The 26,421-nt window shown below is 42.4% G+C and carries 27 protein-coding genes; 14 read left to right on the top strand and 13 right to left on the bottom strand.

Going from position 1 to position 26,421, the window contains the following annotated elements; translation table 11 throughout:
• Window positions 1–31: 31 nt before the first annotated feature.
• Both FHW89_RS19440 and FHW89_RS19435 read right to left on the bottom strand, forming a co-directional pair.
• Complete coding sequence (locus FHW89_RS19440) at window positions 32–514, bottom strand: hypothetical protein (protein WP_172336708.1); 483 nt, start codon at window positions 512–514, stop codon at window positions 32–34.
• On the bottom strand, window positions 495–1,376 hold the full coding sequence (locus FHW89_RS19435; protein WP_172336707.1) for a glycosyltransferase family 2 protein: 882 nt from the start codon (window positions 1,374–1,376) through the stop codon (window positions 495–497). Before FHW89_RS19435 ends, FHW89_RS19440 begins: the two co-directional genes overlap by 20 nt.
• 243 nt (window positions 1,377–1,619) lie before the next feature.
• Between FHW89_RS19435 and FHW89_RS19430 the strand changes: the two genes are divergently transcribed.
• Both FHW89_RS19430 and FHW89_RS19425 read left to right on the top strand, forming a co-directional pair.
• Window positions 1,620–2,468 carry a cupin-like domain-containing protein gene (locus tag FHW89_RS19430; RefSeq protein WP_172336706.1) on the top strand — a complete coding sequence of 283 codons (849 nt, stop codon included), beginning with the start codon at window positions 1,620–1,622 and terminating at the stop codon, window positions 2,466–2,468.
• 344 nt (window positions 2,469–2,812) lie between these two features.
• On the top strand, window positions 2,813–4,009 hold the full coding sequence (locus tag FHW89_RS19425; protein ID WP_172336918.1) for an NADH-quinone oxidoreductase subunit D: 1,197 nt from the start codon (window positions 2,813–2,815) through the stop codon (window positions 4,007–4,009).
• A 185-nt stretch (window positions 4,010–4,194) separates the two neighbouring features.
• On the opposite strand, the gene FHW89_RS19420 is transcribed toward FHW89_RS19425, so the two are convergent.
• Window positions 4,195–5,307 carry a S1C family serine protease gene (locus FHW89_RS19420; RefSeq protein WP_172336705.1) on the bottom strand — a complete coding sequence of 371 codons (1,113 nt, stop codon included), beginning with the start codon at window positions 5,305–5,307 and terminating at the stop codon, window positions 4,195–4,197.
• A gap of 17 nt (window positions 5,308–5,324) precedes the next feature.
• Window positions 5,325–5,894 (bottom strand): sigma-70 family RNA polymerase sigma factor, encoded by a 570-nt coding sequence (locus FHW89_RS19415; RefSeq protein WP_172336704.1) that lies wholly within the window; start codon window positions 5,892–5,894, stop codon window positions 5,325–5,327.
• A gap of 340 nt (window positions 5,895–6,234) precedes the next feature.
• Here FHW89_RS19415 and FHW89_RS19410 point away from each other — a divergent pair, with 340 nt between their 5' ends.
• From FHW89_RS19410 to FHW89_RS19395, 4 genes are all read left to right on the top strand, one after another.
• A complete protein-coding gene (locus tag FHW89_RS19410) occupies window positions 6,235–6,435 on the top strand; it encodes a hypothetical protein (RefSeq protein ID WP_172336703.1) in 201 nt (66 codons plus the stop codon).
• Window positions 6,436–6,606: 171 nt separating this feature from the next.
• Window positions 6,607–6,828, top strand: a complete 222-nt coding sequence (locus FHW89_RS19405; RefSeq protein WP_172336702.1) for a hypothetical protein — start codon at window positions 6,607–6,609, stop codon at window positions 6,826–6,828.
• Window positions 6,829–7,003: 175 nt separating this feature from the next.
• Window positions 7,004–7,213 carry a hypothetical protein gene (locus FHW89_RS19400; protein ID WP_172336701.1) on the top strand — a complete coding sequence of 70 codons (210 nt, stop codon included), beginning with the start codon at window positions 7,004–7,006 and terminating at the stop codon, window positions 7,211–7,213.
• A gap of 120 nt (window positions 7,214–7,333) precedes the next feature.
• A complete protein-coding gene (locus FHW89_RS19395) occupies window positions 7,334–7,780 on the top strand; it encodes a hypothetical protein (RefSeq protein WP_172336700.1) in 447 nt (148 codons plus the stop codon).
• A gap of 72 nt (window positions 7,781–7,852) precedes the next feature.
• Here FHW89_RS19395 and FHW89_RS19390 read toward each other — a convergent pair whose 3' ends face one another.
• Together FHW89_RS19390 and FHW89_RS19385 are read right to left on the bottom strand one after the other, a co-directional pair.
• Entirely contained in the window at window positions 7,853–8,308 is a 456-nt protein-coding gene (locus FHW89_RS19390) for a PA2169 family four-helix-bundle protein (protein WP_172336699.1), read from the bottom strand.
• A gap of 87 nt (window positions 8,309–8,395) precedes the next feature.
• Window positions 8,396–8,563 carry a phosphatidate cytidylyltransferase gene (locus tag FHW89_RS19385; protein ID WP_172336698.1) on the bottom strand — a complete coding sequence of 56 codons (168 nt, stop codon included), beginning with the start codon at window positions 8,561–8,563 and terminating at the stop codon, window positions 8,396–8,398.
• A 484-nt stretch (window positions 8,564–9,047) separates the two neighbouring features.
• Here FHW89_RS19385 and FHW89_RS19380 point away from each other — a divergent pair, with 484 nt between their 5' ends.
• The 5 genes from FHW89_RS19380 to FHW89_RS19360 all read left to right on the top strand — a co-directional run bounded on the left by FHW89_RS19380 (window position 9,048) and on the right by FHW89_RS19360 (window position 18,427).
• A complete protein-coding gene (locus FHW89_RS19380) occupies window positions 9,048–9,269 on the top strand; it encodes a hypothetical protein (protein ID WP_172336697.1) in 222 nt (73 codons plus the stop codon).
• Between the two features lie 94 nt (window positions 9,270–9,363).
• Complete coding sequence (locus FHW89_RS19375) at window positions 9,364–10,869, top strand: ATP-binding cassette domain-containing protein (protein WP_172336696.1); 1,506 nt, start codon at window positions 9,364–9,366, stop codon at window positions 10,867–10,869.
• 242 nt (window positions 10,870–11,111) lie between these two features.
• Window positions 11,112–14,402, top strand: coding sequence for a hypothetical protein (locus FHW89_RS19370; protein WP_172336695.1), 3,291 nt, complete (start codon window positions 11,112–11,114; stop codon window positions 14,400–14,402).
• A 187-nt stretch (window positions 14,403–14,589) separates the two neighbouring features.
• Window positions 14,590–18,186 carry a hypothetical protein gene (locus FHW89_RS19365; RefSeq protein ID WP_172336694.1) on the top strand — a complete coding sequence of 1,199 codons (3,597 nt, stop codon included), beginning with the start codon at window positions 14,590–14,592 and terminating at the stop codon, window positions 18,184–18,186.
• Window positions 18,187–18,193: 7 nt separating this feature from the next.
• Window positions 18,194–18,427, top strand: a complete 234-nt coding sequence (locus FHW89_RS19360; RefSeq protein WP_172336693.1) for a hypothetical protein — start codon at window positions 18,194–18,196, stop codon at window positions 18,425–18,427.
• 64 nt (window positions 18,428–18,491) lie between these two features.
• Here FHW89_RS19360 and FHW89_RS19355 read toward each other — a convergent pair whose 3' ends face one another.
• The 6 genes from FHW89_RS19355 to FHW89_RS19330 form a co-directional block, all read right to left on the bottom strand.
• Window positions 18,492–19,142: a DUF4136 domain-containing protein gene (locus tag FHW89_RS19355; protein WP_172336692.1), complete on the bottom strand. Its 651-nt coding sequence runs from the start codon at window positions 19,140–19,142 to the stop codon at window positions 18,492–18,494.
• A 64-nt stretch (window positions 19,143–19,206) separates the two neighbouring features.
• On the bottom strand, window positions 19,207–19,785 hold the full coding sequence (locus FHW89_RS19350; protein WP_172336691.1) for a Maf family nucleotide pyrophosphatase: 579 nt from the start codon (window positions 19,783–19,785) through the stop codon (window positions 19,207–19,209).
• 158 nt (window positions 19,786–19,943) lie between these two features.
• Window positions 19,944–20,465 (bottom strand): HAD family hydrolase, encoded by a 522-nt coding sequence (locus FHW89_RS19345; RefSeq protein ID WP_216650630.1) that lies wholly within the window; start codon window positions 20,463–20,465, stop codon window positions 19,944–19,946.
• A gap of 94 nt (window positions 20,466–20,559) precedes the next feature.
• Complete coding sequence (iscX, locus tag FHW89_RS19340; protein WP_090468940.1) at window positions 20,560–20,802, bottom strand: Fe-S cluster assembly protein IscX; 243 nt, start codon at window positions 20,800–20,802, stop codon at window positions 20,560–20,562.
• Between the two features lie 87 nt (window positions 20,803–20,889).
• Window positions 20,890–21,222: a 2Fe-2S iron-sulfur cluster-binding protein gene (locus tag FHW89_RS19335; protein WP_172336690.1), complete on the bottom strand. Its 333-nt coding sequence runs from the start codon at window positions 21,220–21,222 to the stop codon at window positions 20,890–20,892.
• Window positions 21,223–21,241: 19 nt separating this feature from the next.
• Window positions 21,242–22,024 (bottom strand): Rossmann-like and DUF2520 domain-containing protein, encoded by a 783-nt coding sequence (locus FHW89_RS19330; RefSeq protein WP_172336689.1) that lies wholly within the window; start codon window positions 22,022–22,024, stop codon window positions 21,242–21,244.
• Window positions 22,025–22,114: 90 nt separating this feature from the next.
• On the opposite strand from FHW89_RS19330, the gene FHW89_RS19325 reads away from it, so the two are divergent.
• Genes FHW89_RS19325 through FHW89_RS19315 form a run of 3 tightly spaced genes read left to right on the top strand, consistent with a single transcriptional unit; the run spans window position 22,115 to window position 24,512 of the window.
• A complete protein-coding gene (locus FHW89_RS19325) occupies window positions 22,115–23,038 on the top strand; it encodes an alpha/beta fold hydrolase (protein WP_172336688.1) in 924 nt (307 codons plus the stop codon).
• A gap of 45 nt (window positions 23,039–23,083) precedes the next feature.
• Window positions 23,084–23,779 carry a hypothetical protein gene (locus tag FHW89_RS19320; RefSeq protein WP_172336687.1) on the top strand — a complete coding sequence of 232 codons (696 nt, stop codon included), beginning with the start codon at window positions 23,084–23,086 and terminating at the stop codon, window positions 23,777–23,779.
• A gap of 22 nt (window positions 23,780–23,801) precedes the next feature.
• Window positions 23,802–24,512: a hypothetical protein gene (locus FHW89_RS19315; protein ID WP_172336686.1), complete on the top strand. Its 711-nt coding sequence runs from the start codon at window positions 23,802–23,804 to the stop codon at window positions 24,510–24,512.
• A gap of 87 nt (window positions 24,513–24,599) precedes the next feature.
• Here FHW89_RS19315 and FHW89_RS19310 read toward each other — a convergent pair whose 3' ends face one another.
• On the bottom strand, window positions 24,600–26,111 hold the full coding sequence (locus tag FHW89_RS19310) for a family 43 glycosylhydrolase (RefSeq protein WP_172336685.1): 1,512 nt from the start codon (window positions 26,109–26,111) through the stop codon (window positions 24,600–24,602).
• Between the last annotated feature and the right edge of the window lie 310 nt (window positions 26,112–26,421).

The raw sequence follows: 26,421 nt of genomic DNA, 5'->3' as shown, positions 1-26,421 counted from the left end.
CCTCGTACCTCGTTCGAGATGACACTTATTGCTATTCTATCAGCCCAAACTGTTTCATATGATGGGTAAAGTGCTTACCGTGCCATATAAGCCATTCGTGATGATTCATGGGGCCGAAACCGCCATGGATAGCCACGATGCCGGGCTGCTCAAAATAACGGTCAAAGGCTTCCAGTTCTTGCATCAGTTGGTTAACGGCGGTTGCTATATTGGGGTACTGGTAATACTCAGGGGGCTCTTGAAAAACTACATTTCGCCCGATCTCCTTGTCGGAGTATACCATTAGCTGTTTCATTTGGGAAGCCTTGTCGGCCGGCTGCTCACAAAAAGGTGTTTTTTTGCCGTTTGTCCATTCCACCTGGTCAACCAGGTGCTCTACCATTTGCTGTGCCTTCATTTTACCCCAGATAGGCGTGGTATCCGGATCAAGTGACAATAATAATCGGCGTAGTTCTGCCCGGTTGTTGATATCAAAAAACTGAGCCATAATTACTTTATCGTTCAACAATTTCATAATTCCGGTATTCGCCTATGCGCCAGCCGGTCAGCTGTTCAACCCTTTGCAGGAATTTACGGCGAAAGGTCATGTTTTTACGAAGCGCCTTGGTGCTGAAATCGATCTTCCAGTTGGTGGCGGCTATACGTTTTTGCATGGGCGCTGGGTGTGTGCCGGTAAAGTGCACCAGCTTATCGGCATTGCCATAGTCAAACTCATAGGTTTCGGGCAGGTTTTGCTCCATCCAGGCATCGTCGTGATAAAACTTATTGAAATTTCGGATCTTATTATTCAAGCCTTGTGGTGGTTTGGCCCAGCCGTAATGATAGATGTATGCATCGATGAGTTTTACCTTAATCTTACGATCATTAAGCCGGAAACCTTGCGCATCGCGATAAGCGCGGATACCTTTAATATTCTTCACCAAACGGATTTCGCGGCGATACCAGCGGCGCGAATCGCCATAATAATCATAGGAACCATAAAAGTGCAGGTATTTAAACAGCAGGCCCTCGATGTTTGGTTTATTCAGTGCCTCCTCCATTTCTTTTTTAATGAGGGGATGATATTTTTCGTGCACGGCCTCATCGCCCTGAATGTAGAAAGCCCAGTCGGCATCGGGCGATATGGCATCAAAGGCCTTGTCGGTTTCTACGGCAAAAACCCGTCCGCCATCTTTCAGGGTATCGTCCCAAACCGAATCAATGATCCTGATCTTGGGCGAGCCAATAGCTTCGATCAACTGGCGCGTGCCATCATCAGAATTTCCGGACATCACGATAAACTCATCGCACAGCGGCAAAATGGAGGTGATGGCTTCAACAATGGGGTAATCATTTTTAACCGCGTTTCTGATAAAGGTAAATCCGGATACTTTCATTAAGCCAAAGGTATTTAAACAAGGGGTAATTTTGATAAAAAGTAAGATGATATTTGTTGAAGCTAAATTTACCTTGTGCATTTTGTTCACTCAATCTTCATGTTATTTTACAACCTTCAGTTGTTATTTACGTAATACAGTTAAATATCCATCTGCCTCATAATTTTAAAGAAATCAATTAATTATTAAGCTAAAGGTTTAATCTTTTACTAAACCTGTATCGTCCCTGCAACCAATTTACATATGGATATCATCAGAAGAGATAACATTACTTATGAGGAATTTATGGAAGAGCATTATAAACCCGGCATACCGTTGGTGTTTACCAATGCCGCCAAAGTGTGGAAGGCTAACGGATTGTTTAGTCCCGATTGGTTCCGGGCCAATTACCCCGACCGTAAAACCGATTGCCGGGGCACCACCTATACTATGCAGCAGGTGATGGATATGGTAGAGGCCGCTACCGAAGATAAACCCGCTCCCTACCCCATTATTTTTGATATTCCAGCAACCCTGCCCGAGATATTGCCCCTGTTGGATCCGCTGGATCTGAACTATGCATCGCCCAACTGGCTCAAAAATAAAATGTTCAGCGTTGGCAAATGGGGCGGCGCTACCGAAATGTTTGTGGGTGGCCCGGGCGGCAGGTTCCCCTACATGCATATTGATTATTACCACCTGAATGCCTGGATAACGCAATTGTATGGCGAAAAGCGCTTCACCGTTTTTCCGCGCGGACAGGAACATATGCTTTACCCCCGCCCGGATGATCCATGGCGCTCGGAGCTCAATGTATTTGAACCCGATTATGAAAAATACCCGCTGTTTAAAGATGCCACGCCCATAAATTTTGTGGTTGGCCCCGGCGAAACTTTATTTATACCCTTTGGTACCTGGCATACGGCTTATTCGCTTACGCCAACCATTTCGGTCGCTTTTGATACCCTCAACAGCAAAAATCACAAGGAATTCATGAAGGATGTATGGACCTTTAAAAAACGCGACAGCAAGCTGAAAGCTGTAGCCATGTACGCTTATGCGGCGCTGGCTACGCAAAGCTGTAAAATTGGGGAGGTGTTGAAAGGGAGGTAGCAGAGTCGACTCACCCCGACATCGCTGCGCTCGCCACCCCTCTCTCCGCCTTTGGCGCATAGAGGGAATTGAAAAGTTATAAAAGAAATTTGTCATCCTGAGGAACGAAGGATCTATTCTGCGATTGCATAATGAACAACAGATCCTTCGCTTCGCTCAGGATGACAAAAAAGAAGTAAAGCCCCCTCTATGCGCGAAGCGGAGAGAGGGGTGGCGAGCGCAGCGATGTCGGGGTGAGTCGACTATATACCCTCTAAAGACTACAATTTTTATAGATTTTTATCCCGATAAAACCAAAAAAATGTTGATTTTTGAAACCTACAAAACAGCATACAACATTGGTGATCACAAACCCGAAATACGAAGAAGCTTTAAATAACTACCATAAAAAAATAGCGGAAGCCAGCGTGGAGGATATGGTGCTCAATATGGGCCCGCAGCATCCGTCTACACATGGCGTTTTGCGTTTGGAGCTGATCACCGATGGCGAAATTGTAAAAGAGGTTATCCCGCATATCGGTTACCTGCACCGCTGTTTCGAGAAACATGCCGAATCATTAACCTACCAGCAAACTATTCCATTTACCGACAGGCTGGATTACCTGGCATCCATGAACAATAGCCATGCTTTTGTGATGGGTGTGGAACGGATGATGGGCATTGATAAAGATATCCCCAAACGGGTGGAGTACATCCGCGTGCTGGTATGCGAACTCAACCGCATTGCATCGCACCTGATAGCCATTGGCACTTATGGTATTGATATAGGCGCTTTTACCCCTTTCCTGTGGTGTTTTAGGGACCGCGAACATATTATGGGTATGCTGGAGTGGGCCTCGGGCTCGCGCATGCTATATAACTATATATGGGTGGGCGGTTTATTTTACGATCTGCCGGTAGGCTTTGAGGAACGCTGCCGCGAGTTTGTAGAATATTTTAAACCTAAAATGGCGGAGCTTAACCAGCTGCTTACCGATAACCAGGTGTTTATATCGCGCACGGCCAATGTGGGTGTGCTGCCATTGGATGTGGCTATTAATTATGGCTGCTCGGGCCCCATGCTGCGGGCATCGGGTTTAAAATGGGATCTGCGGCGCATTGATAATTATTCTGCTTATCCCGAACTTGATTTCGAGATCCCAGTTGGCACAGGCTTAATGGGTAGCGTAGGCGACTGCTGGGACCGCTACAAAGTGCGTGTGGATGAGATTGAACAATCCCTGCGCATAGTGGAGCAATGCCTTGACCGCCTGCAAAACGAGCTAAAACGCACCCCCGATTTTGACCCGCGGGCTAAAATGCCGCGTAAAATAACCCCCAAAGCGCAGGATTACTATGTGCGCTGCGAAGGCGCCAAAGGCGAACTGGGTTTTTATTTTATGGCCGATGGACGATCGGAGATCCCTACCCGTGTAAAAGCACGCGGACCAAGTTTTAACAATCTTTCCGTATTACCCGAAATTTCCAAAGGCGTACTCATCGCCGACCTGATAGCCATTGTAGGCTCCATTGACTTTGTACTGGGCGAAGTGGACAGGTAACATCAGTTTCACATTTTGTCATCCCGAGCGCAGCGAAGGATCTATTATTGAACAGGCACCTCGCATAATAGATGCTTCACTTCGTTCAACATGACAATTTATTTTATATAGAAATCCATCAAACAAAAAAAGAGGTCCCTTACGACACCTCCTTTTCAATTATTAATTTTTATTGGTTGGGCAAATTATTGATTGTAAACTTTAACCATGAAAACATAGTCTTTAAGTTTTTTCAGCTGTTGCTTACGGCTTAAACCAGCCAGCGTGTTTTTGGTGCTTAAGGTTAATGATTTACTTAATGAATCTGAAGGTATATTCTGGATAGCTTTTAACAGGTATGCTGATTTTACAGCAAATGCTGCTCCTGCTATCTGTGTTTGTTTAGCGTTGATGATACCGATCACATTACCTTTCTCATCCAATAACGGACCGCCGCTGTTACCCGGATTAACAGGAATAGAAACCTGATACTCGGTAGTATCACCTTGATAACCGGTGGCTGATGTTAAAGCCCCCTGTCCAAAAACAACCTTACCATCCGGATAACCAAAAGTAATTACGTTTTCGCCAAGGTCTGTAGATGAGCGTTTAAAGTAATAAGGTATCGCACCCAAACCTGTAAATGCATCATCATTGATCTGTAATACAGCGATATCATTTACAGGTTCGGTATAAATTACTTTACTGTGAAAAGATTCACCGGCAGCGTTTTGAACATATACAGAATCGGCGTCTTTAATGACATGATAATTGGTAACAATATATCCGTTTGACGAAAGCGCGAAACCGGTACCTCTGAAATTACCGGGGTTAGATGGCCTGGCTTTGGGTTTAACAGGTAAATTATTAATAAAAGTATTTGCCTGACCTTCCAACTTATCTGTTTTATACTTAAGCCTGCCTACTTCCTGGCTCAACTGCTCAAAATTCGATTCATGATTATTCAGTTTACCGGTAAAAAACAGCGTACCCAAAATAGCAAAAATAGCTATAGATGCCGCTACAGATATTTTGGAGTGGTGGTTGCGCCACATACGTACTACCCAGGTTGGATGGATGGTTACTTCCTCTTTCAGGGCGTGCACATCTATCTCATCGTGAATAGCGTTCAGGCGTTTTTCCAGCTCCAGGCGTTCGCCGTATTGTTTTAGTAAACCAATAAACTGCATGTGCTCGGTAACCCGGCTTTCTACAGTCGCGTCGTTTTTGCGGAGCAATTCAAACTGGGTACGTTCGTCGGCGGTCATGCTGCCGTCAAAGTACCTTTCAATTAATTCCGTAAGTTGGTGATCACTCATCTCTTTGCTTTCCTTCCTTATTTTTGCTGAAAAAACAGCTTTTTGAGCCTTTGCAAGCATTTATATTTTTGTGTTTTGGCATTATCGGCATTGGTATAGCCAAAACGTTCGCAGATATCCTGCATAGATCTGTTATGTATATAAAAGTCTTCCATAATGGTTTTGCAGGGTTCACCCAGCAATTGCAGGGCACTTTCCATTTTTCCAAACTGCACATCCCGCTCATTATGGTCGTCAACCTCTTCGTCAACAGGCAGGTACTCTTCAAAATCACGAATATCGCCTCCGTACCTGTTCATGTGGCTCAGTCTTTTAAGCCAGAGCCTGCGGCAAACCGAATAGATATACGTTTTAAGCTTACTGCTCAGTTCAAATTTGCCCGACTTTATCTTATTATAAAGAACGATGATCGCTTCCTGATATACATCTTTGGCATCATCCTCATCCCCGTTGTTATTGATAATTAACTGCAGTATCATCGGAAAATAGGTAGTGTATAACTTTTTTAACACTATCTCCGAGTTGTTGAGTATACCAAGAACTATCTCGCTATCTGTTGGTGCCGAAGCTTTTAACTCTTTATTCACTCTTAATACTATTTATATAAAATTGTAACCCATCATCATAAAAAATAATTTACCTAAAATAAATCATTAGCATCAACATGGATATTTAGTGTTGTAACAATTATACGCCCGAATGTTCAATTCGTTTTTTAATACCCTAATTTCAACAAGGTAACCCATCGCCTCCGCCCCTCCATTTTTTTTATAAGATGGCAAATCTGCAATAAAAAAAACCGGCCTCAAAACATTTCGTCAATCGCCGGTATTCGCAGGTCATCTCCTTTAATGTAAGGCTAAGGTTACCTTTTTATTTCCACTGTATTAATACCAAAAAAACAATTAAAACTTAAAACGTACTAAAATGAAAAATTCAATCAAAACCGGTTTAGCCGCGTTAGCTATCGCTATTTCTTTTACCGCTTGTGGTGGCGATGCATCAAAAACACCTGTCGATTCTGCTAAAACCAACGCAACAAAAATTGATTCAGCTAAATTAGACTCGGCCAAAACTCTTGCTGCCGATTCTGCTACCGCTGTTCTTTCTGATTCGACTAAAAAATAACCGAAGAATACAGTAAAAAAAAAGCCTGTTTACTTTTCCCTTGTTTATCAATCATTTATAAACAAGGGAAAAATATTTTTATTTTTTTTAAAAACTTGGGTTACCTTTTTTACATACCGGTATTAATACCTGAAAACGATCACAAAATATTTAAATTTTAAAACTCACAAAATGAAAAATTCTTTCAAATTAGGTTTCTTAGCTTTAGCTATCGCTGTTTCTTTCGCTGCTTGTAAAGGTTCTGGTTCAGCTTCAAACGCTGATTCTGCTAAAGCTGATTCAGCTAAAGTTGACTCTGCAAAAACTGATTCAGCTACTAAAGTTGATTCTACTGCTAAAGCTGGTGCTGCTGCTGTTGATTCAACTAAAAAAGATACTGCTGCTAAAAAATAATTATACCATGATATAAAAGTGCTTGAAACATAAATTTCAATCGCTTTTTATTGGTATTTTAGTTATTCTTTAACTTAAAAGGTAACCCGTGATTTTTAATTAAAAATTATGGGTTACCTTTTTTTGTTTTAGGTATTAACAAGAAAACTATATAATCACTTATTAAAAATTAAACATGAAAAATTCATTCAAACTTGGCTTTTTAGCCCTGGCTATCGCTGTTTCATTTGCTGCTTGTAAAGGTTCTGGTTCAGCTTCAAACGCCGATTCAGCTAAAATGGACTCAGCTAAAATGGACTCAGCTAAAACTACTGCTGTTGATTCGGCTAAAGCTGACACTGCAAAAGCTGACACAGCTAAAAAAGACACAGCTAAAAAAATGTAATTTCTCATTTTTTAGAAACAAAAAAACGCCCTGGCTTACCGGGGCGTTTTTTTGTTTCCTTAATTTTGTTGCGTAAAACAATTTGGATAGATATTACTTCATATGATAAGTTTAAATTATATGAAATATTCCGAATGGCAATCACTCAGTACAGACGAACGCAAAAGCATAGGCTGGCACCGGCATCCGCATATTAAAACTGCTACACTTTTCAGCATCGCTTTTATTATCGCTTTTATAGCTGTGGTTTTCGGCATCAGTAAAAATAGCATGGTACACCTTAACCGTAAGCCCACTGCACAGGAAGCCTTCAATATGGCCAGGGGTATTGTAAAAGATCATCTGAAACAACCTTCAACAGCGCAATTCCCAGGTCATGATTTTAAGCCGGTGATTGATACAGCCAACAACAATTACCAGATCCGGTCGACCGTAAAAGCTTTAAATATTCAGGGCAAAACCATAAACGCGGAGTGGGTTGTGGACATGCATTACACCGGCGGCGATTGGTCTGAAAAAACAAGCTGGCAGGTTAAATCAGTAAGCATATCGCCCGACATCAATTAGCAAACTTATTTCCTAAAAAAAAGACCAGCTGTTTGGCTGGTCTTTTTTTTAGGAAAGGCAATAATTATATTTCTATCGAACCTGGTCGCGCAGCGCTTTTATTTCATCATGAGCATCGAGCAGTTTATCCAGTTGTGCACTCACTATCTGGAGTAAGTGGGCGGGCAGGGATTCTTCTTCCAATGCTTCACGATAAGCTTTTACAATAGCATCTTCTCCAAATTCACATTCCTCCAGTATATCGTGTGTATCATGAGCGGTGAAGGCAGCTTTAACATCAAGCCACGTTCTGTGAATTTTACCACTGGTGCTTGTGCTGGTATCTATGTCTTGTCCTAACACCTGAATCTCGGTACCCAGTTCAATTTTAAACCGGTGGCTATCGCCGATGAGCGTAGTGAAAAGATCCTTAAGCCCACCCTCATTATCTTTCAAGTCTTTCAAAGCGCGTTGATACCCCTCAATGCGATCATTATTAATTTGTACCAGGTCATTTAATATCCCGGCTGTTGCTTGTGCATTTTCCATAGTTATAAGTTTTATACAAAATCAACAGCACAAAGGTTAAATTGTTTAATTTTAAATAAAAATATTATCCTATTTATAAATAAAATTCTATGATTTCCCTCTGAATAAAGAGATGATCCAAACTAATATCAAGATAACTACGATTACAGCTACGATACCCGCAACCGCGCCGGCTTTAAAGATCCCTTCAATCACCGAACAGCCGCTCAAGGTGAACAGTAGCAGGGTAATAAATATCAAATGTGCGTTTTTCATATGTTGGTTATTTGTGATTATTTGTTTAACTATACTATTTACTACACCACTGCCCTGTTTTTTGTTTGCCATGAAATAAGATGAAGGTAGCTGCGCTAAAAAAGACGACCCAGAAGTTAAACTTTTATACTGTTGATTAAAAAAATAGACTGCCGCTATAATTTAATGTTACACCAAATATTGGAACGATTTATGCATACAGCTTAGATATAATTAATAAAAATTTTAATTAAACCTTCGGGCGGTTTAACAGTCGAAATGAGCAACGTTGGAAAAAATAATCCGGGTGAACAATGTATAAGTGATTAGGATATTAACTATCAATTAGCCAAAAAATAATTTTCAGTATTAAAATATAGATTTTGCTAATTGAAAGTTAAAGCTTACATACTTATAGTGCATGTTTTGATCAAACACTAAAGCTAACTGAATTAATTTACATAAATTTGCATTACATTTTCCTTAATAAAATATACCTAATAATATGAGTTTACAAATACAGCCAAATATCCATTGCGAAAATTGCATTAAATGTGGTGCACGTCCACAAGTTCAGCAAATAAAAAAGTATTGGATCATTTCATGCCCTAATAACGATTGCAAAAATATTGTAAAAGACGAGATCGTTAATTTTGCGGCCTGGAACAGACTGAATAAAACCAACACCAATATTAAGCCTAACCAAACGCTTAAAAAAATAGCTTAAGTATCAGGCTTATAGTACTGCATTACTAAAAATTAAGTAAAACAGTACGGCTTTTTAAGGCAGATAAGTATTTTTACCCCTTACTTATAAAGCCATGCTCAAGATGCTTTTTTCAATAAACAATGCTACCGTAAGATTTCTGACCAACACCCTGTTCAATAATCTTACATTCAAGATAAATAAAGGCGAACACTGGGCTCTGATAGGCGAAAGTGGTTCAGGTAAAAGCGCTCTGCTACAAACTATAGCAGGGCGCTTTAATATTACCGGAGGTACCATCAATTACTATTTCCAGAATGATGTTTCGGGATTGCAGGTGGCGCAAAATGGCCAAAATCTGCACAGCAAACTCATATCCCTGGTTGAACCCAAACACCATTTCCGCAACCTGTCAAACACTACTGATTTTTATTACCAGCAACGATACAATTCCTCAGACTCCGAAGATGCCTTAACTGTTAATGATTACCTGTTATCGGTAAAAAGCATTCCGCGCCCTGGAATACACTGGACGCTGGAGAATATCCTTAGCTTGTTAAACCTGCACGCCTTACGCGATAAGCAGCTTATTAAGCTCTCCAACGGCGAAACCAAACGTTTAATGCTGGCCGCCGCCCTGCTTAAAAATCCCATATTATTACTGCTCGACAATCCCCTGACCGGTTTGGATGTAAAAACCAGACAGGAGTTTAATGGCATTATTGAGCAGATCACCGCGTCGGGTATCAGCATTATCATGGCTACCTCTGTACATGAAATACCCGAAGCCATTACCCATATAGCCGTTTTAAAAGCCGGCGAAATTGTTCATGAAAGCACCAGGGAAGCCTTTACCCCCGAACTGTTTGCGACAGACACATCAGATCATATTGACAAACAGGAACTTGCAGAACTACTCAATATCAATAAAAACCCGGTTACGTTTAACCAGGTAGTAACCATGGATAAGGTACATATTCAGTATGGCGACAAGGTGATATTGGATAATGTAAACTGGCAGATAACAACGGGCGACAGGTGGGCACTACTTGGACCCAACGGCGCGGGTAAATCAACCCTGTTGAGCCTGATCAATGGGGATAACCCGCAGGCCTATGCCAATAACATTATCCTGTTTGACAAAAAACGCGGTACCGGCGAAAGCATATGGGATATTAAAAAGAAGATCGGTTTTGTATCGCCCGAGCTGCACCAGTATTTCCCTACCGATAACAGTTGCCTGCAGGTAATTGAATCGGGCTATTATGACACCCTTGGGCTATTCAGGCCAAGTAACCCCGAGCGGGCGGCCATTGCTCTGCGATGGATGAAAGCCCTGGAGATTGATCGTTATGCCCGCACCCTTTTAAAAAACATTCCGGCCAGCGCCCAGCGTTTATGTTTACTGGCCCGGGCGCTGATCAAAAACCCCGCTTTGCTTATTTTTGATGAACCCTGTCAGGGCATGGATGATCATCAGCAGCAGCATTTTAAAAACCTGGTTGATACCATTTGCAGCCTGAGTAATGTTACCCTTATCTACGTAACCCACTACCAGCACGAAATACCCAACAGTGTTGATAAAGTACTGCGACTAGATAAAGGTAAAGTAGTTAATTAGCGTGTACAATAAACACTACATGCGCTGTAGTATATCCCCGTCATTGAAAGTTAAATTTTACATAATAGTTAAATTAAACTTTATTAATTCTTATCAATTTTTTCTTTTAAATGCCATTTATTCATTCATTTTGTTCATTAATTTAAACACTATATCCTTCTGATAAAACACACGTAATAAACCGTAAATTACTTATTAGTTTAATAGCTGATAGGAATATCTGTGGTTATAACCTGCGTTTTATGAAAAGCTTTTTACGTTACTGGATATTGTTGCTGATACTGCTTGGCTTACAGGTAACAAATGTAAAAGCGGCTAATAAATCATGGGCAGGCGGAGCCGCGGGTGATGTGTCTAACTGGAATAACGGAGCTAATTGGCAGCCGGCAGGAGTACCCACAGCCGCAGATGACGTAAACATTGGTGCGTTGCTTTTTTTCACCAATCCTCCTATCGTAAATGCCGGGGATAACGTATCCTGTGCGTCCATTACGTTTGGCGTGATACTAACTTTAACCACTGTACCTTTAACAGTGAACGGCACCTTAAATGTAACCAATTCCATTACCCAGCAACCAACTTTATTAATTTCCTATTCGGTTCCATTATCCGGTACCGGTACCCTTAACTGCGGTTCTATCCAAATTAACAATAATTCAAACCCCGGTAGCGCTTTATTAGGTATCTTCCCGAGTTTAAATTTTATAGTAACTCTTCAAAATTTAAATGTTAGTGGAAACGTAACTGTTAATTCAACTACTGTTGTAGCCCTTGTTATCCCATTGGGGGAAATTGACGGAAGGTTTTCATTAGTAAGCGGAACTACTACTATTGGCGGACAAATACTTACACAAAACACCCTGTTTCGCATACTCGGCCTCAGCAATAGTGTAGGAAATCCCGTATTTAGTATCGATCCTCCTACTGGTTCCACTGCTACATTAATACTCACCAATGCAAATCCTATCAATACAACACCTGTTTCCGGATCAACGTATGCAGGCTCTATCGATTTTTATAACAGCACAGGAACAGGGCAAGCAACCGTTAATTACGCGTATCCAGGTGCAGGCATACAAACGGTATATGCAACAACCGGTATTAGTAATTTAGATATAAGCCCGGCATTATATCAAAATCTGACATTTACAAGCACAGGTAATAAGCGTCCTACTGTTACATCCGGCTTGCTAACCGTTGCCGGTAATATAGATAATTCTGCAAGCTCGCCTATTGATTTTGTTACCAATACCAATACAGTTCAATTAACCGGTCCGACTGGTATTACCCAAACCATCGCCGGTGGGTCATATGTCAACACAGGTTTGCCCGCCTCACCCGTTGGTACTGTATTCTATAATCTTACTTCATCAGCCACAACTGCAACCTTAAGCGGACGTAATAATATAGCCGCCAAGGGAACTTTGGCCTTTTTAAAGACGAACAACACTACCATGAATGTGGATGCTACAGCATCCAATAGCCTCACCCTATTATCAAACAGTACCGGCGACGCCAGTATTGCCAGTTTAAGCGCCGATGCCAGCGCCGTCGCCATCACAGCCACGGTTACCGGTACCATTAACGTACAGCGCTGGGTAAAAGGCGGTGGTGGATCAACCGGGCCGCGCCGTTATATGCTTATTTCCTCGCCGGTTGCCAATGCTTCGGCCAGTACATATAACCTGCAGCCATTTTTTGCCACTACCTATATTACCGGTCCGGGTGGTACGGGCAATGGTTTTGACACCTCGCCTCAGAACAACCCATCCGTTTTTATATATGACGAAAATGCGCCGACTACACCAAATCCCAATGTAGTAACTGGCAACGAATTTAAAGGCTTTGCTACCATGAACGAAACCGTACCCATGGGCAATGGTGTAGAATTTTATTTCAGGGGCAGCCGTACGGGTGTGCCTGCTTCTACGGTATTTCTGAGCCCCTTCCCTGCTCCTGATAATGCTACGTTAAATTTTTCGGGCGCTGTGTATAAAGGCGCTGGTACAAACGGTGCTTTCACGGCAAGTATAATTAACTTCCCTGCCACCCCACCACCTTATTATAGCTCATCGGCGGTTACACTTTCAAACAATTTATCACGTAATAGTTCGGCATCAACAAAATTGGGACTTAACCTGGTTGGCAATCCTTATCCATCGGCAATTGACCTGCAAAAGGTTTATTCTGTTAACGCTAATAAATACAAGTTTTACTATATGCTGGTTAAAAACGTAACTACTGGCCCCAATAGCTTCTCCACTAAGTATGCTGTTTATGACGCGACGAATGCAATTATACCTGCTGGAGCAAGCAGATACGCCGTATCCGGACAGGGCTTTTTTATAGTTGCCCCTACCACAACTTCAACGCTAACATTTGATGAAACTATGAAGGCGCCTTATACTTCATATTCTTCAACCAGTCCGGTGTTTAATGTGATACGTAACCCATCTGTGGTGGCTAAAACTTTGGCGGTTAGCCCTGATAAAAATGCGACGCAGCAAATTGCCGCTTCCAGCTCACCGGCATCTGCCGAAACCGTTACAGACCCTATGCCCCGGTTACGCTTAGAAATGATGCGGGATACCAACATTTTGAATACCGCCGACATCGCCTTTGATAAAAACTCCAGCGCCAAATTTGTGCCCGGCGAAGATGCACCATACATAGCTGCGTCGGGGCAGGGCGATTTCTTCTATTCACAATCGGCCGATTCTGTTGCTTGTTTTGCAAACTATACCGCTAACCTCGAGAAACTGAAACGCATCAATTTGTTTATCGCGTTTTCGACTTTTGGCCAGTACAAAATTACAGCGCCCGTTAAATCAAACATCGACGAACGCTATACCATCTATTTAAAAGATAAATACACCAACGATTCCCTGGATGTGGTACACAACCCGGTTTATACTTTTAATGTTGATCAAAACCCGGCCAGTTACCCCCGCGACCGCTTTTACCTGAGCATTGGCATCGCACCGGGGCATGATTATAAACTGTTGGACTTTAGCGGCACAAAAGTAACAAGCGGTATACAACTTACCTGGAAAACCGATAATGAAAGTAATTTTACAGGCTTTGCGGTTCAAAAAAGCATTAACGGGGGTAAGTCGTTTATGATGATCGATAGCCTGCAATCAACCGGATCCGGGAATTATACCTTTACAGATCCGGCGCCGGGTACCGGCCAGATCACTTACCGGCTGGCGCAGAGCCTGGTAACCGGCGATATGCAGCTGTCAAAAAACCTGGTATTTGATTACAATAGTGATTTGAATGTTTTAAAATTTATGGTATATCCTACAAGCACGGCCCAGGACATCCACATTAAACTGGGTAAAACCTACACCAATAACATCAAGATCAATATTATAAGCGCCACCGGCGGCATGGTAAAAACCTTAACCTCTGCCAACACCGATTCGGTACAGGAAAACGTGGCCGGGCTTATTAAAGGACTTTACATTGTAGAAGCTATTGATACCAACACGGGCAAACGCATCGGCAGCGCCAAATTCTTTAAACAATAATAAATCCAAAAACCGGTTTGTTATAATTTGGCAAGCCAAGTTGGTCTGTTTCTTTAAAAATTGACTAAAAGCTCTTGTCTTGTTCATTTTATTCACTCAAAAAGATGTCTTTAGGCAACAAAAATGAAACTCTGACGAAAGTTTGGTCGTATAAGTTCTATATTATAGAAGCTTAATATACAAAACATTGTTACTCCCGAATTCGCAAAATCGTTTACCAAAAATCCTCCTGACTTTTATTTTCCTGATCATTATCCAAAGTAGAGTTCTTGCTGCCTATACTTTTAATTGGGATGGTAGTAGCTCAACCGCCTGGACAACCACCGCCAACTGGACAGTTACCGGAAGCGGAACCGGTACAGCAGACTATCCCGGAAGCGGGGGCAGAACAGATGATATTGTGCTATTTGGGGTAAGTACTTCGATCGGGGTTTATACTAACCAGCCAACTTTAACCCTAACTGCCAATCAAACCTTAACTATAGCCTCTATTACGTTTGGGACAAGGCAATACAGTTCCTCAACACCCGGAACAACGTTAACTGTAAATGGCAACACCGGAACATTGATAGTAACGGGCGATATCACCCAAAACCCCAACACAAGCAACGGCAACGGAACAACCATCAATAACTTTATAAACGGCACCGCAACAGTTAAATGTGTTAACATCAGGGTTGGGTTAAATGGCACTACTGGTGGGCAAAATAGCTTTTTATTTTCTCATATAGCCAATTTGAATGTATCAGGGAATGTTATTATCATACCCAGTACCAGCTTAATAAACGGCAGTGGTTTCCGGTTGGAAGATGGTATTATGCGACTGGATGGACAGATAAGCATTACCAATCCAAATGGCTATACTTCTGGTAATAACCTAGCTTACTTTACCGTAAATGGCACATATAACACCAGCGCGCCAAAGAGTAGTCCTACATTATACCTGAACAACGCCAATGCGATAGGCGCTCTGGCGGCGCCATATGGCTCTATAAATCTGGATGGTAACAGACAAAGCGGAACGCTTGGTGGACGGGTAACCATTTATTACACAGCTCCTAACGCGGTTGTATATACTTCTTCAACACAGGGTTTTGGCCCAAATGGCGGCAAAGTAAGTACAACCGCCTCAACCGATGTTACTTATGATAATCTGGTTATCCAGGGGAGCAACGCTGTCATTGGTGGTCCGGTTGTTGGCAGCACAATTCCGGCTCAAACCAGTTATTTAAATATAGATTCGACATTTACCACATCGGCCAATGTAACTTTCGGTACCGTTAATACTACTACAACGATTGGAATAAGTACTTCAACAGCAGCTACCTGGACAAATAATTCGCCCGCAGTGATCACAGGTGGGGCAGGCAGCACAGACATCAACGGGAGCCTCATCAACGCCGGAACCATGAATATGGGTACAGGCAACCTCAATATAGCTAAAGATTACAATAATACCGGTGTATTTACGCCAAATACCACTGCTATTATCACTTTTGATGGTGCCGCCGGACAAACTTTAACTGATAAAACCACTGCAGGCACAAAATTCAACAATGTGTTTTTTACCAATGGTTCAACAAGTGCCACAGGCAAGCGGATGATAGGAGGCAGTAATTTTTTTATTAATCCCACTTATACCATCAACGTAAACGGATCGGGTATATTGACGGTAGAAAATACGCCTGCAACCTATACTTCGGCCCTAACGTTGCTTTCTACATCTGCTGGTGATGCCAGTATCGGCAACTTAACCGCCGGTACCATCGCCGGTAAAATTGAAGTGCAACGCTTTATAAAAGGCGGCGCCCGCAGGTATATGCTTATTTCATCGCCGGTTGCTGATACTACCAATACCGCTATAAGCAGCACCTCCAACAGCTACAGCCTGAAACCAATCATATTACCGGGGGCGGCAGGTACCAGCACCATTGTTACCGGGTTAAATGGCGCTGCTAATGGTTTTGACAGCGCCCCGGCTACGGGTAACAGTCCCTCTGTTTTTGTTTATAATGAAAACGCGCCAGGCTCAACAGACCCTAACCAGGTGGCCGGCAACGAGTATAAAGGGCTAACCAATACCAGTGTATCTATACCCATGGGTAACGGCATATTGCTTTATTATAGAGGAAGCAGGGCTCTGTTAAACGCGGCCACGGGAGCGCCTTTTGTAAAACCCTTCCCCGCTGCCGATGATGGCACATTAACGTTTTTCGGATCGGTTATCAAGGGAACAACAGCCACCAACTCCCCGATGACGCCTAATATTATTAATTTACCCGCCACCACGTCAGCAGACGCGTCAACATATCCTTTAACAGGCACTGCCTTTAATCTCAACACGTTATCATTTCATACCACAACTTCAACGACAAAAAGAGGGTATAATTTAGTGGGTAACCCGTACGCCTCTGTTATTGACCTGGCCAAAGTTGGCGCCGGTAATACCACCTTGAAATTTTATTACTTACTCATCAAAAACGCTTCGACCGGGCCAAACAGTTCATCCACACGGTTTGTGCTATGCAATACAACTAATACGGCTTCACCGGCTGTAGGAACCGGGGGCAGTCAATACGTATTATCGGGTCAGGGCTTTTTTGTGGTGGCACCGGCTGCAAATACCAAGATCACCTTTGATGAAGGCATGAAAGTAGGCTACTCAACTTATACCGGTACTACCCCTCCTATTTTTAATGTTAAAAAAGGCGGCCCTTCGGTTGTAAAAACACTGGCTGTTAATGCCCGTCATGATATTAACCAGGCAGCCAGCTCATCAACTACAGCAGCATCGGCCAATAGCGATACCACCCCTTGGTTAAGGTTGGATATGATGCAGGATTCGAGCACCTTTAGTTCAACCGATATTTATTTTGATAAAAACGCACAAACAAAATTCGTTCCTGGTGAGGATGCGCCTTACCTGGCTTCATCGGGCCAGGGAAACTTCTTTTTTTCGCAAACAGCCGATTCTATAGGCTGTTTTGCCAACTACACCACCCAACTGGAGAAACTAAAGCGGGTGAATCTGTTTATTGCCTATGCCAGCTTTGGCACTTATAAACTTACCGCGCCCATAAAACAAAACATTGATGCACGCTACTCCGTTTATTTAAAAGATAAGTTCACAAACGATTCTTTAGATGTGATACATAATGCCGGATATACTTTCAACGTAACCACCGATAAGGCCAGTTATGCCCGCGACAGGTTTTATTTAAGTATTTCTATAGCCCCGGGTCACGAATATAAATTGCGTGAATTTAATGGGATTAAACAAACCACCGGCATAAAACTAAACTGGCAAACCGATAATGAAAGTAATTTCACCACATTTATTATCGAAAAAAGCACTGATGGCGGCAATTTATTTATAGCTATTGATAGTTTACGATCAACCGGGGTGGGTAATTATAGTTATACCGATATAACACCCGGCAGCGGCCAGGTACTTTACCGTTTAAAACAGGAATTAGTAACAGGGCATACCGACGTTTCGAAAAACCTAACATTTAACTACCTCAATACAAATCCTTTAAGGTTTGTTGTTTACCCCAGCACGGCTTCGCAAAGCATCAACATCAACTTTGGCAAAACCTATAGCAACGCTATTAAGGTGACTATCGCGAACACATCCGGAGCGGTGGTAAAAACCATAACAGCCAGCAATACCAATTATTTACAGCAAAATATTGGTAACCTGTTGAGCGGCCTTTACGTAATAGAGGCAGTTGACGAGTCTACCGGAAAAAGGATCGGCAGCGCTAAATTTTATAAACAATAACATCACCATGAAATTAACTGCCTTTGTAAAAACTATGTATAAAGTTTTACCGGGGATATGTCTTTTATTGCTAACCAGTAATTGTTTTGCCCAATCAGATCCGGGTGGTGGCCTTTGCGACGGAAATGATGGTGGGCCCGATGGCTGCCCATTGGATACCTGGGTAATTGTATTGGTAGTGATGGCCGTTATTTTTGCTGTTACCCATTTACACCGCCAAAAAAAATCCCTTCAGGCTTAACCTAAAAGGGATCTCTTCATTATATTTTCTTCTTGCAGGAATGAATGTGAATGTGTTGTTGGCCTTATACTTTTCGTATTTGCGATGGGCTGATCTGGTTTACTTGTAATTGTTTCAATACACCATCAACCACTTTAGGTAATTCGTCGAGCGTTCTTTGCGGGTTACGCAATTCGCCTACACCAAAACCTCTCCATACTATACGGCCGGTGTTACGGTCAATCAGGTCAATAATAAGGGTACCCTCTTTGTAAGGCACACGGGCATAAGTACCGCCGTAGCCGTATGGATAGCCCCAGCCACCCCAGCCGCCGTAGTAGCCGTAAAATCCGCGTGACCGCCAGCCCCAACCCCAGCCCCAGCCACCCCAGCCGCCCCAACCGAAGCCGCCATAATAAGCCGGATAAAATTCTGTTTTAACACCTCTGCCGGTAATAGTAGAGTAGCTTACCAACAGATCGGGATTGTTTTCCTGTAGTTTTAAGCCTTTGTTTTGTAGTGCGAAGATGGTAGCATCTTTCACCCTTTCATCAGCGATTTCTTTTTTAACAACACCCCCTGCCTTGTTACTTGTTTCGGGTGCTACCCAGGCAAATGTGCGGTAAGATGAGAGATCGGTTTTGTTGCGGGCTGCTGTGTAGTAATTGTAACTGCTGCAAGCAGACAGGGCCGAAACCAGCAATAATACCAGCCCTGTGTAGATAGTTTTTTTCATTTTAATTCACTCCCTTATATTTATTCATTAGACTATTGAGCAAACAAAGGTTTAATTTAAATAATTATTTATTTAAATTAACTAACTGAGCGTATAACTTTTCTGTAGGCAGCCCCACCACGTTGGTATAAGAGCCATTAATGCGTTCGATACCTATCAGGCCAATACGCTCCTGTATGCCATATGACCCGGCTTTATCAAGCGGGTTATACTCAGTTACGTAACTTTCTATCTCCTGGTTGCTTAGTTTACGAAAAAACACTTCAGATACATCAAAGAAGTTGTTATAACGGCCCTTATATAACAAACAAACCCCGGTAATAACCTGGTGTACCTTGCCCGATAAAATCTGGAGCATTTCAACAGCATGTTGTGGTGTTTCGGGTTTGCCTAATATCAGGCCATCTATACAAACAATGGTATCGGCGGTAAGCACAACCTCATCGGTTACGGTACCATCAAATGCTTCGGCTTTTTTACGGGCGATGTAAACCGCCACCTCCTGTGGTGTTAACCCATCGGGATAGGATTCGTCCACGTCCTTTAAAACAACCTCAAACTCCATATCCATCAGTCGGAGCAGATCCTGCCTGCGCGGTGATTTTGATGCCAGGATGATTTTGGGAATAGACGTTTGGTTCATAGTTGATGTTTTTATAGTTGATAGTCCATAGATCATGGTTCATAGTAAAAAGCTAACTATTTATACCTTGATCACGTAAGTTGATCCATGAACCGAAATTACACTTCAATCACATAGGTTACCATGAACCATCAACTATGATCCATGAACCTCCTCCCCTACCAGCTATAAGCCTGCTCGCTCATCCACTTGCCTTGTACTTTAAGTACTTTTTCGATGATATCACGGGCGCAGCCTTTACCACCGCCATAAGGCGATACATACGTGCTTACCGCTTTTATTTCTTCAACAGCATCGGCAGGGCACACTGGTAAACCGGCCAGTTTCATCACTTCCAGATCGGGTATATCATCGCCCATGTATAACACATTGGTAGCAATAATAGCCTTTTCTTCGAGGTATAAATTAAAGCGCTGTGATTTGGTATGTGTACCCATATAAACATCCTGAATGCCCAGGCTGTTTAAACGATATATAGCGCTTTTAGAGCGGCTGCCCGATATGGCGCATACGTTATAGCCGCATTTAACAGCCAGTTGCAGGGCGTATCCGTCTTTGATATTAAAAGCCCGGCTTTGCTCTCCGCTGTCTGTTACAAAAACAGAACCATCTGTAAGCACACCGTCCACATCGAAAATAAACGTGGTAATATCTTTTAATTTTTGTAAAAATGACTCCAACGAGGTAATTATTGAATTAATGAATTAGTGAATTAGTGAGTTTTGAATTAAATTAAACTTAATCCACCCACCACTCATTACTTACTACTCTCCATTATTGATTATCGCGCCATTCATAAACCCAGGCCGATTGGATCTGCTCCAGGTGCCCTTCGTTTGATTCGGCTTTTGTGCCTGCAAAGTTAGGTAATGATAAAACCCATTCCAGCAATTCGGTAAAACGGATGCGGTATATTTTTGATTCGTCAAAATCATCGCCAAACTTTTCATAAAGTTCTATAGCAATGTCCTCGTAATCGTTCCAGTGAATAGGTAAGGCAAATTTATTGTCGCTCATTTTTTTGTTGTACGTTTTACGTGGTACGTTATACGTTCTTTTATATTCTTATGTTTATTAGCTTCACGTCAAACGCAAAACCACTGTTTAGTGCCCCAGGAATTGTGACTGATCTGGCAGGGTTACTTCTATATCACCGTCAACTATCACGCACTGGCAACCCAGCCGGGAGTTAATACGCGGATTTACAGCCCTATCAATAAAATCTTCCTCTTTATCAGATATTTCCTGGATGTTATCCATCCCTTTATTTACGTAAATATGGCAGGTACTGCATCCGCAAACACCGCCGCAATTATGTTGTAGTTCTATGCCGTTTTCCAGGCAAACATCCAATGCAGATTCTCCTTCGGCTATGGGCAGTTCAACTGGTTCGTGCCCTTTTTCCTCGAAATTTATCTTTATTTTAAAAACGTTCATTTAGGCAAAAGTAACAAAATTACTTGTCCCCGTGCCCTTCATTATTGTTTTTGATAATACCCTGACTTAATAAAGTATAAAGCTCCTGCCAATGCGGCTCAGTCTTAAGCATTTGCAGATGCGCATTCATGGTAACGCGATCGTTTCGTACAGCAGGACCGGTTTGTACACTTGCAGGTAATTGTGTCTGCACTTTCTGCGCTGTTTCCAGTATCAACGGTTTCAGCATATCAAAGCTCAACTCATGCGCCGCCAGTAACTGTTGTGCTACCGCATATAGGTAATTGGGGAAATTACAGGCAAATACCGCGGCCAGATGCAATATTTTACGATCAGCTGAGTTTACATCATATACATTATTGCTGATCGTGGTGGCCAATTGTTTCAGAACGGCTTTGATATCATCATTAGCCGCTTCTATACATAAGGGCACAGTCCAAAAATCAACTTCTTTGATTTTACTGAAGGTTTGCAGCGGATACAGTACCCCCGCTTTATCTGTAAAAGCCATTATATCATTCAAATTGGTTGAACCTGATGTATGTACTATCAATTTTTGATATCCGGCCAGTGTTTTTACCATTTCTATAATGGCATCGTCCTTAACAGAAATGATAAATATATCGGTATCGCTGTTTATAGTTGCCAGGTTATCAATAGCTTCGGCGCCAACATGATAAGCCAACAGGGCGGCATGCTGGGCATTGCGGCTGTACACCTGTATTATACGATGGCCCGCGTTTTTTAAGGCCGCGGCCAGGTGCGTGGCCACATTGCCAGATCCGATCAGGGTTATACGCATACTATTTTTACAATTTAAATATTCTGTAATCTATTGTAATTTAAATATTTCTGTATTTTAGCGATCATCATCTCTATCTACCTGCTGCCTATGAAAATACTTAAAGTAAGTATCATCATTATCATTTTCCTGTCGGGAGCTTCGGCCCTGATATTATATGGATTTTACGAATATAACAACAAGGAAAAAAAAGTTTTAACCGACGCCGATCGCAAAAATATCGATGGCAAATTTATTAAATTAAGTCAGGGCATTACGCATTATCAGCTGGAAGGACCTGAAAATGGCGAAGTGGTGATATTGGTTAATGGCTTTAGCGTTCCGTACTATATCTGGGATGGCACCTATGAGTTCCTGGTGAGGAATGGCTACAGGGTATTACGATATGATATGTACGGCCGGGGCTATTCGGACAGGCCCGCGACTGTTTATGATAAAAACCTGTATAACACTCAATTGCTCGACCTGATAACCGCCCTCAAATTACAAGGTCGTGTAAACCTGGCCGGTATGTCATTTGGCGGCCAAATGATAACCAATTTTACCTGCCAGCACCCGGCTATCATCAACAAAGTGATCCTGATTGATCCGGCTTATGAAAGCTTAAAGCCCGGAGCCCCCCGTTATGTTACCCTTTATAACGAGGCTGTAAACTCCAATAAGCGGGCCAGGGATCAGCTGAACGATTTTTTGTACCCTAAAGAGCATCCGGGATGGGTAAAACGCTATCTGCCGCAGATGGAGTATAAAGGTTTCCGCCACGCGCTGGTATCAACCATGTATGATTATGACCAGCACGGCAGGCAGAGCAACCTATGCCTTAACAGCGCCAATAAACCGGTATTACTTATCTGGGGCGAAAAAGATGGTGTTGTACCTTTCCGCTACAGCGACTCCATCCGCAATGTATTGAAGGTTGATTTCTTCCTGGTTAGAGGAGCTGCTCACCTGCCATCTGTTGAAAAACCCGATACCGTGAACAATAAAATATTATCGTTTTTAAAGCAGCGGTAAAGATTGGCACTGGTCTACACCGCAAAAATTTTGTAATATTAGGTAATGAACCCTAAGTTACTCCTGTTTTTATTTTTATTGATGCATCCTGGCAGCTACGCCTGCAGCCGGGAATTGAGTTGTGGATTGGATACAATCAAACATCATCAAAAGAAACGGGTTTATACTCCGCATGTACAATATACCCGGTCACATACTAAAGGTTACAAGCCCTGGTTTGATGACTGCAAATTCAGCAACCGGTATAGTCTGCAACAGCGGCTAAAGCAATATCCTTTTACTCAGGCAACCAAAATTCTGGTAGTGTCTTATGCCGGCTCCGATGATAATTCTCCATTAAATCCATCCCATCTGGATGAACAGCATTTAAAAGGACTGGTGATTATAAAAAACCGGTTGGATTACTCAACACTATTAGAAATAAGAACAGCAAATGACAGCCTTATACGGCGATTAACCAATATCATTTATAATTACGATTATAAGGTAACCATTAATGATAAAAACGTTGCAGAACCTGGGCACTCTTGTTATAATCCGCATAATGCTTTTATATTTCTCGACCGCCAGGGAAATGTAATTGATTATTTGGAGGTTTGTTTTGAATGCGAAAATTATAAATCAATGCATGACAAAATATTTATCGGGGATGATTGTAATCAGAAATACGAAATGCTTAGAAAATGTTTTGTTGACCTGGGCATAAAACATGGCACACAGCCTTCGTCTCGCAGAAAATAACGATATGCATAAACCCTTATCCATGAAAATAAAATTACTCACCTACCTGCTCCTGCTCGGCAGTTGGAGTTATGGTTTTGCCTATACACTTACAACTGATACCGTTAAGCATCAAAAAACAAAATCTGTAAAAAACCCGGCTACCAGGAAACTCACCATCCAGGAGCTTGAAAAGATGCACAAACCGTGGTTTGATAATTGCACCTTTACCAACCAATACACACTTGGGCAACGTTTAAAAAAATATCCTTTTTCAAAGGCGGCAAAAATACTGGCGGTTTCGTTTCGTTGCCTCAATGTACCAGATGCCCCCTCAATGCAGGACAGTTTAAAAAAAGGCCTATTATCGGCCAAAGCAAAAAAACTAAGAGGCGGCCTGCATATCGTCAAAGACAGTTTGGATTATGTTACCTTACAGGAATTTAAACAATTAAAGCAGGACCAGATCAACCATCTTACCAATATCATTTATAACACTAATTACCGAAAAACAGGTTTCAACACCATAGAAGGAGCCTCTTGCTACGATCCCCGTAATGCCTTTGTATTTTTTGATAAAAAGGGTAAGGTTTATGATTATCTTGAAATTTGCTTTGCCTGCCAGCATTACGCATCTAAATCAGACAGATTAGATGTGGGGGTTGTATGCACACAAAAGTACGATATGCTCCGCAAGTATTTTATAAATATAGGCGTAACCTATGGTACGATAAAAAACATGAAAAGGAATTAACCATCTCCATATAAACTAACTATGGCATTAAGCATCACCGGCTAAAACCGGCAATACTTAATAACCATAGCCATATTCAGCACCTACCTACGGCACTATGCTCCATAGTTCGGCATCGTATTGATTTTCGTACCATTGCTCTAATTTTGTGCCTGGTGTAGTATTGCTATTGGGTACGTTAAGCGCCAGCAGACTGCGGCGGCTAATAATTTTGAAATAACCACTACCCATGTCCTGTACGCGCCATTCCTGCGCAGTACCGCCAATGTCGTTCCATTCAATAAGGATATTGCCCGCGTTTAATGAGGCGCCCGCATCATCCAAACATAAATTACTGGCAGCCGATTTAACTTTATAATAGCCATTACCCAAACTGGTGAACACCCATTTTTGCGCTATGTTGCCATTGTCCGTCCACTCCTGCAACTGCGTTCCTGGTGTTGTTGAACCGCTGGGCACATCCAGGCACTGGCCGGTAACTTTTGATTTGATGCGATAGGTACCGTTGGCTATAGGCATGCTGTAACTTGGGTCGATAGCGGGTGCAGGTATGGGGATCCCTTTTTCGATAGGATAACCAAAGTAAGGCACATCGCCATCCCATGAAAACTGTTGGGTCATGACCCTTCTGTCCCAGCCCGAGCCGTCGGCATTGGCGGCATGGTATACGATCCACCACTGGAGATTATCCGGCGATTTCACAAACGACGCGTGGCCCGGACCAAATACATTACCAAACTTTAAAAATGCCGGGGTGGATAGCTTTGTCCAGGATGCTTTTGACATTAAATTACCATTAGTACAGGTTAAACGGCCCAGGCAATAGTCATTTGTCCAGCTACCGCTGGCCGAGTAAATAATGTTAACTGTATTGCCGCTTATCAGTGTTTCGGGTCCTTCATTAACGGTTGGTGTACCCACCTTTTCCCAGGCATAATCGGGACGCGAAATTTCAACCCTTTCGCTATTGATAGTATAGGGGTTACTCATGGTAGCGATATACAGGTATTGCGATACATTGGTAGTCCCTTCCCATCCCGACCATATAAAATAGGTTACCCCGTTATAAACAAACGGCGAACCATCAATCGCCCACCTATCGGTAGTAGCGGCTAATTTAGCTTTATAGTTATAGGCGCCATTCAACGGATCGTTAGCATCGGCCCCGCCCTCTAAAACATGCATACGGTGGTTGTTATTATTACCGTCATCAGCCGCGAAATATACATACCAGCGCCCGCCCAGGTAATGCAGCTCGGGCGCCCAAAGATCGCCGGAGTACATTGTACCCGAGGGTGGTGTAAAAATGTAGGTTTTACTTTGCTGCAGAATGTTTTGTAACGTAGCTGATTTGGTTATCCAAAGCCGGCCACCATCCGAGCCGCAATAATAGTAGTAACCGCCAACCCGTATCACCCAGGGATCATAATAACTACCATTATCAGCCGATGGCAAAGCATTGGTAAAGATGGCCGACTGGCTGTTTCCCTTTGCTTTTGATGCCTTAGCCTCAGCAAGGGCATTAGTTTTTGATTTTTGGCAGCTGTTAAGTAGCACCAGCGAAGTCGCAGCCAAAAGAATAAAAAAGTTGTTTTTCATATTTTAAGTGGTTTTGGTTAGCATACTTAAAATTCACGAACAATGCTTTCATCTACCTCACTGGCAAATCAGCGCAACCCGTACTACTTGACCAGAAGGTTTTCCCCATCATTATGATGAACGAAACATACCCACACGGATTTAACCCAGGAAGATGTTAAGCAATAATTATTGTTTATAAATTGGTGTAGACGGCTTAAGAATAAGCCAGACAAATAAATTGATTTATTTAAAAACCACTGAGTATCAGCGTATCAATAGTTAGCAAAATCGTATCAATTTTATGGGGACCGATGGAAAGATCTTCCTT

Source organism: Mucilaginibacter sp. SG564 (assembly GCF_013149275.1).
Taxonomy (GTDB): Bacteria; Bacteroidota; Bacteroidia; order Sphingobacteriales; family Sphingobacteriaceae; genus Mucilaginibacter.
The sequence above is the reverse complement of the archived record's forward strand: the minus strand, read 5'-3'. Positions and strand labels throughout refer to the sequence as shown.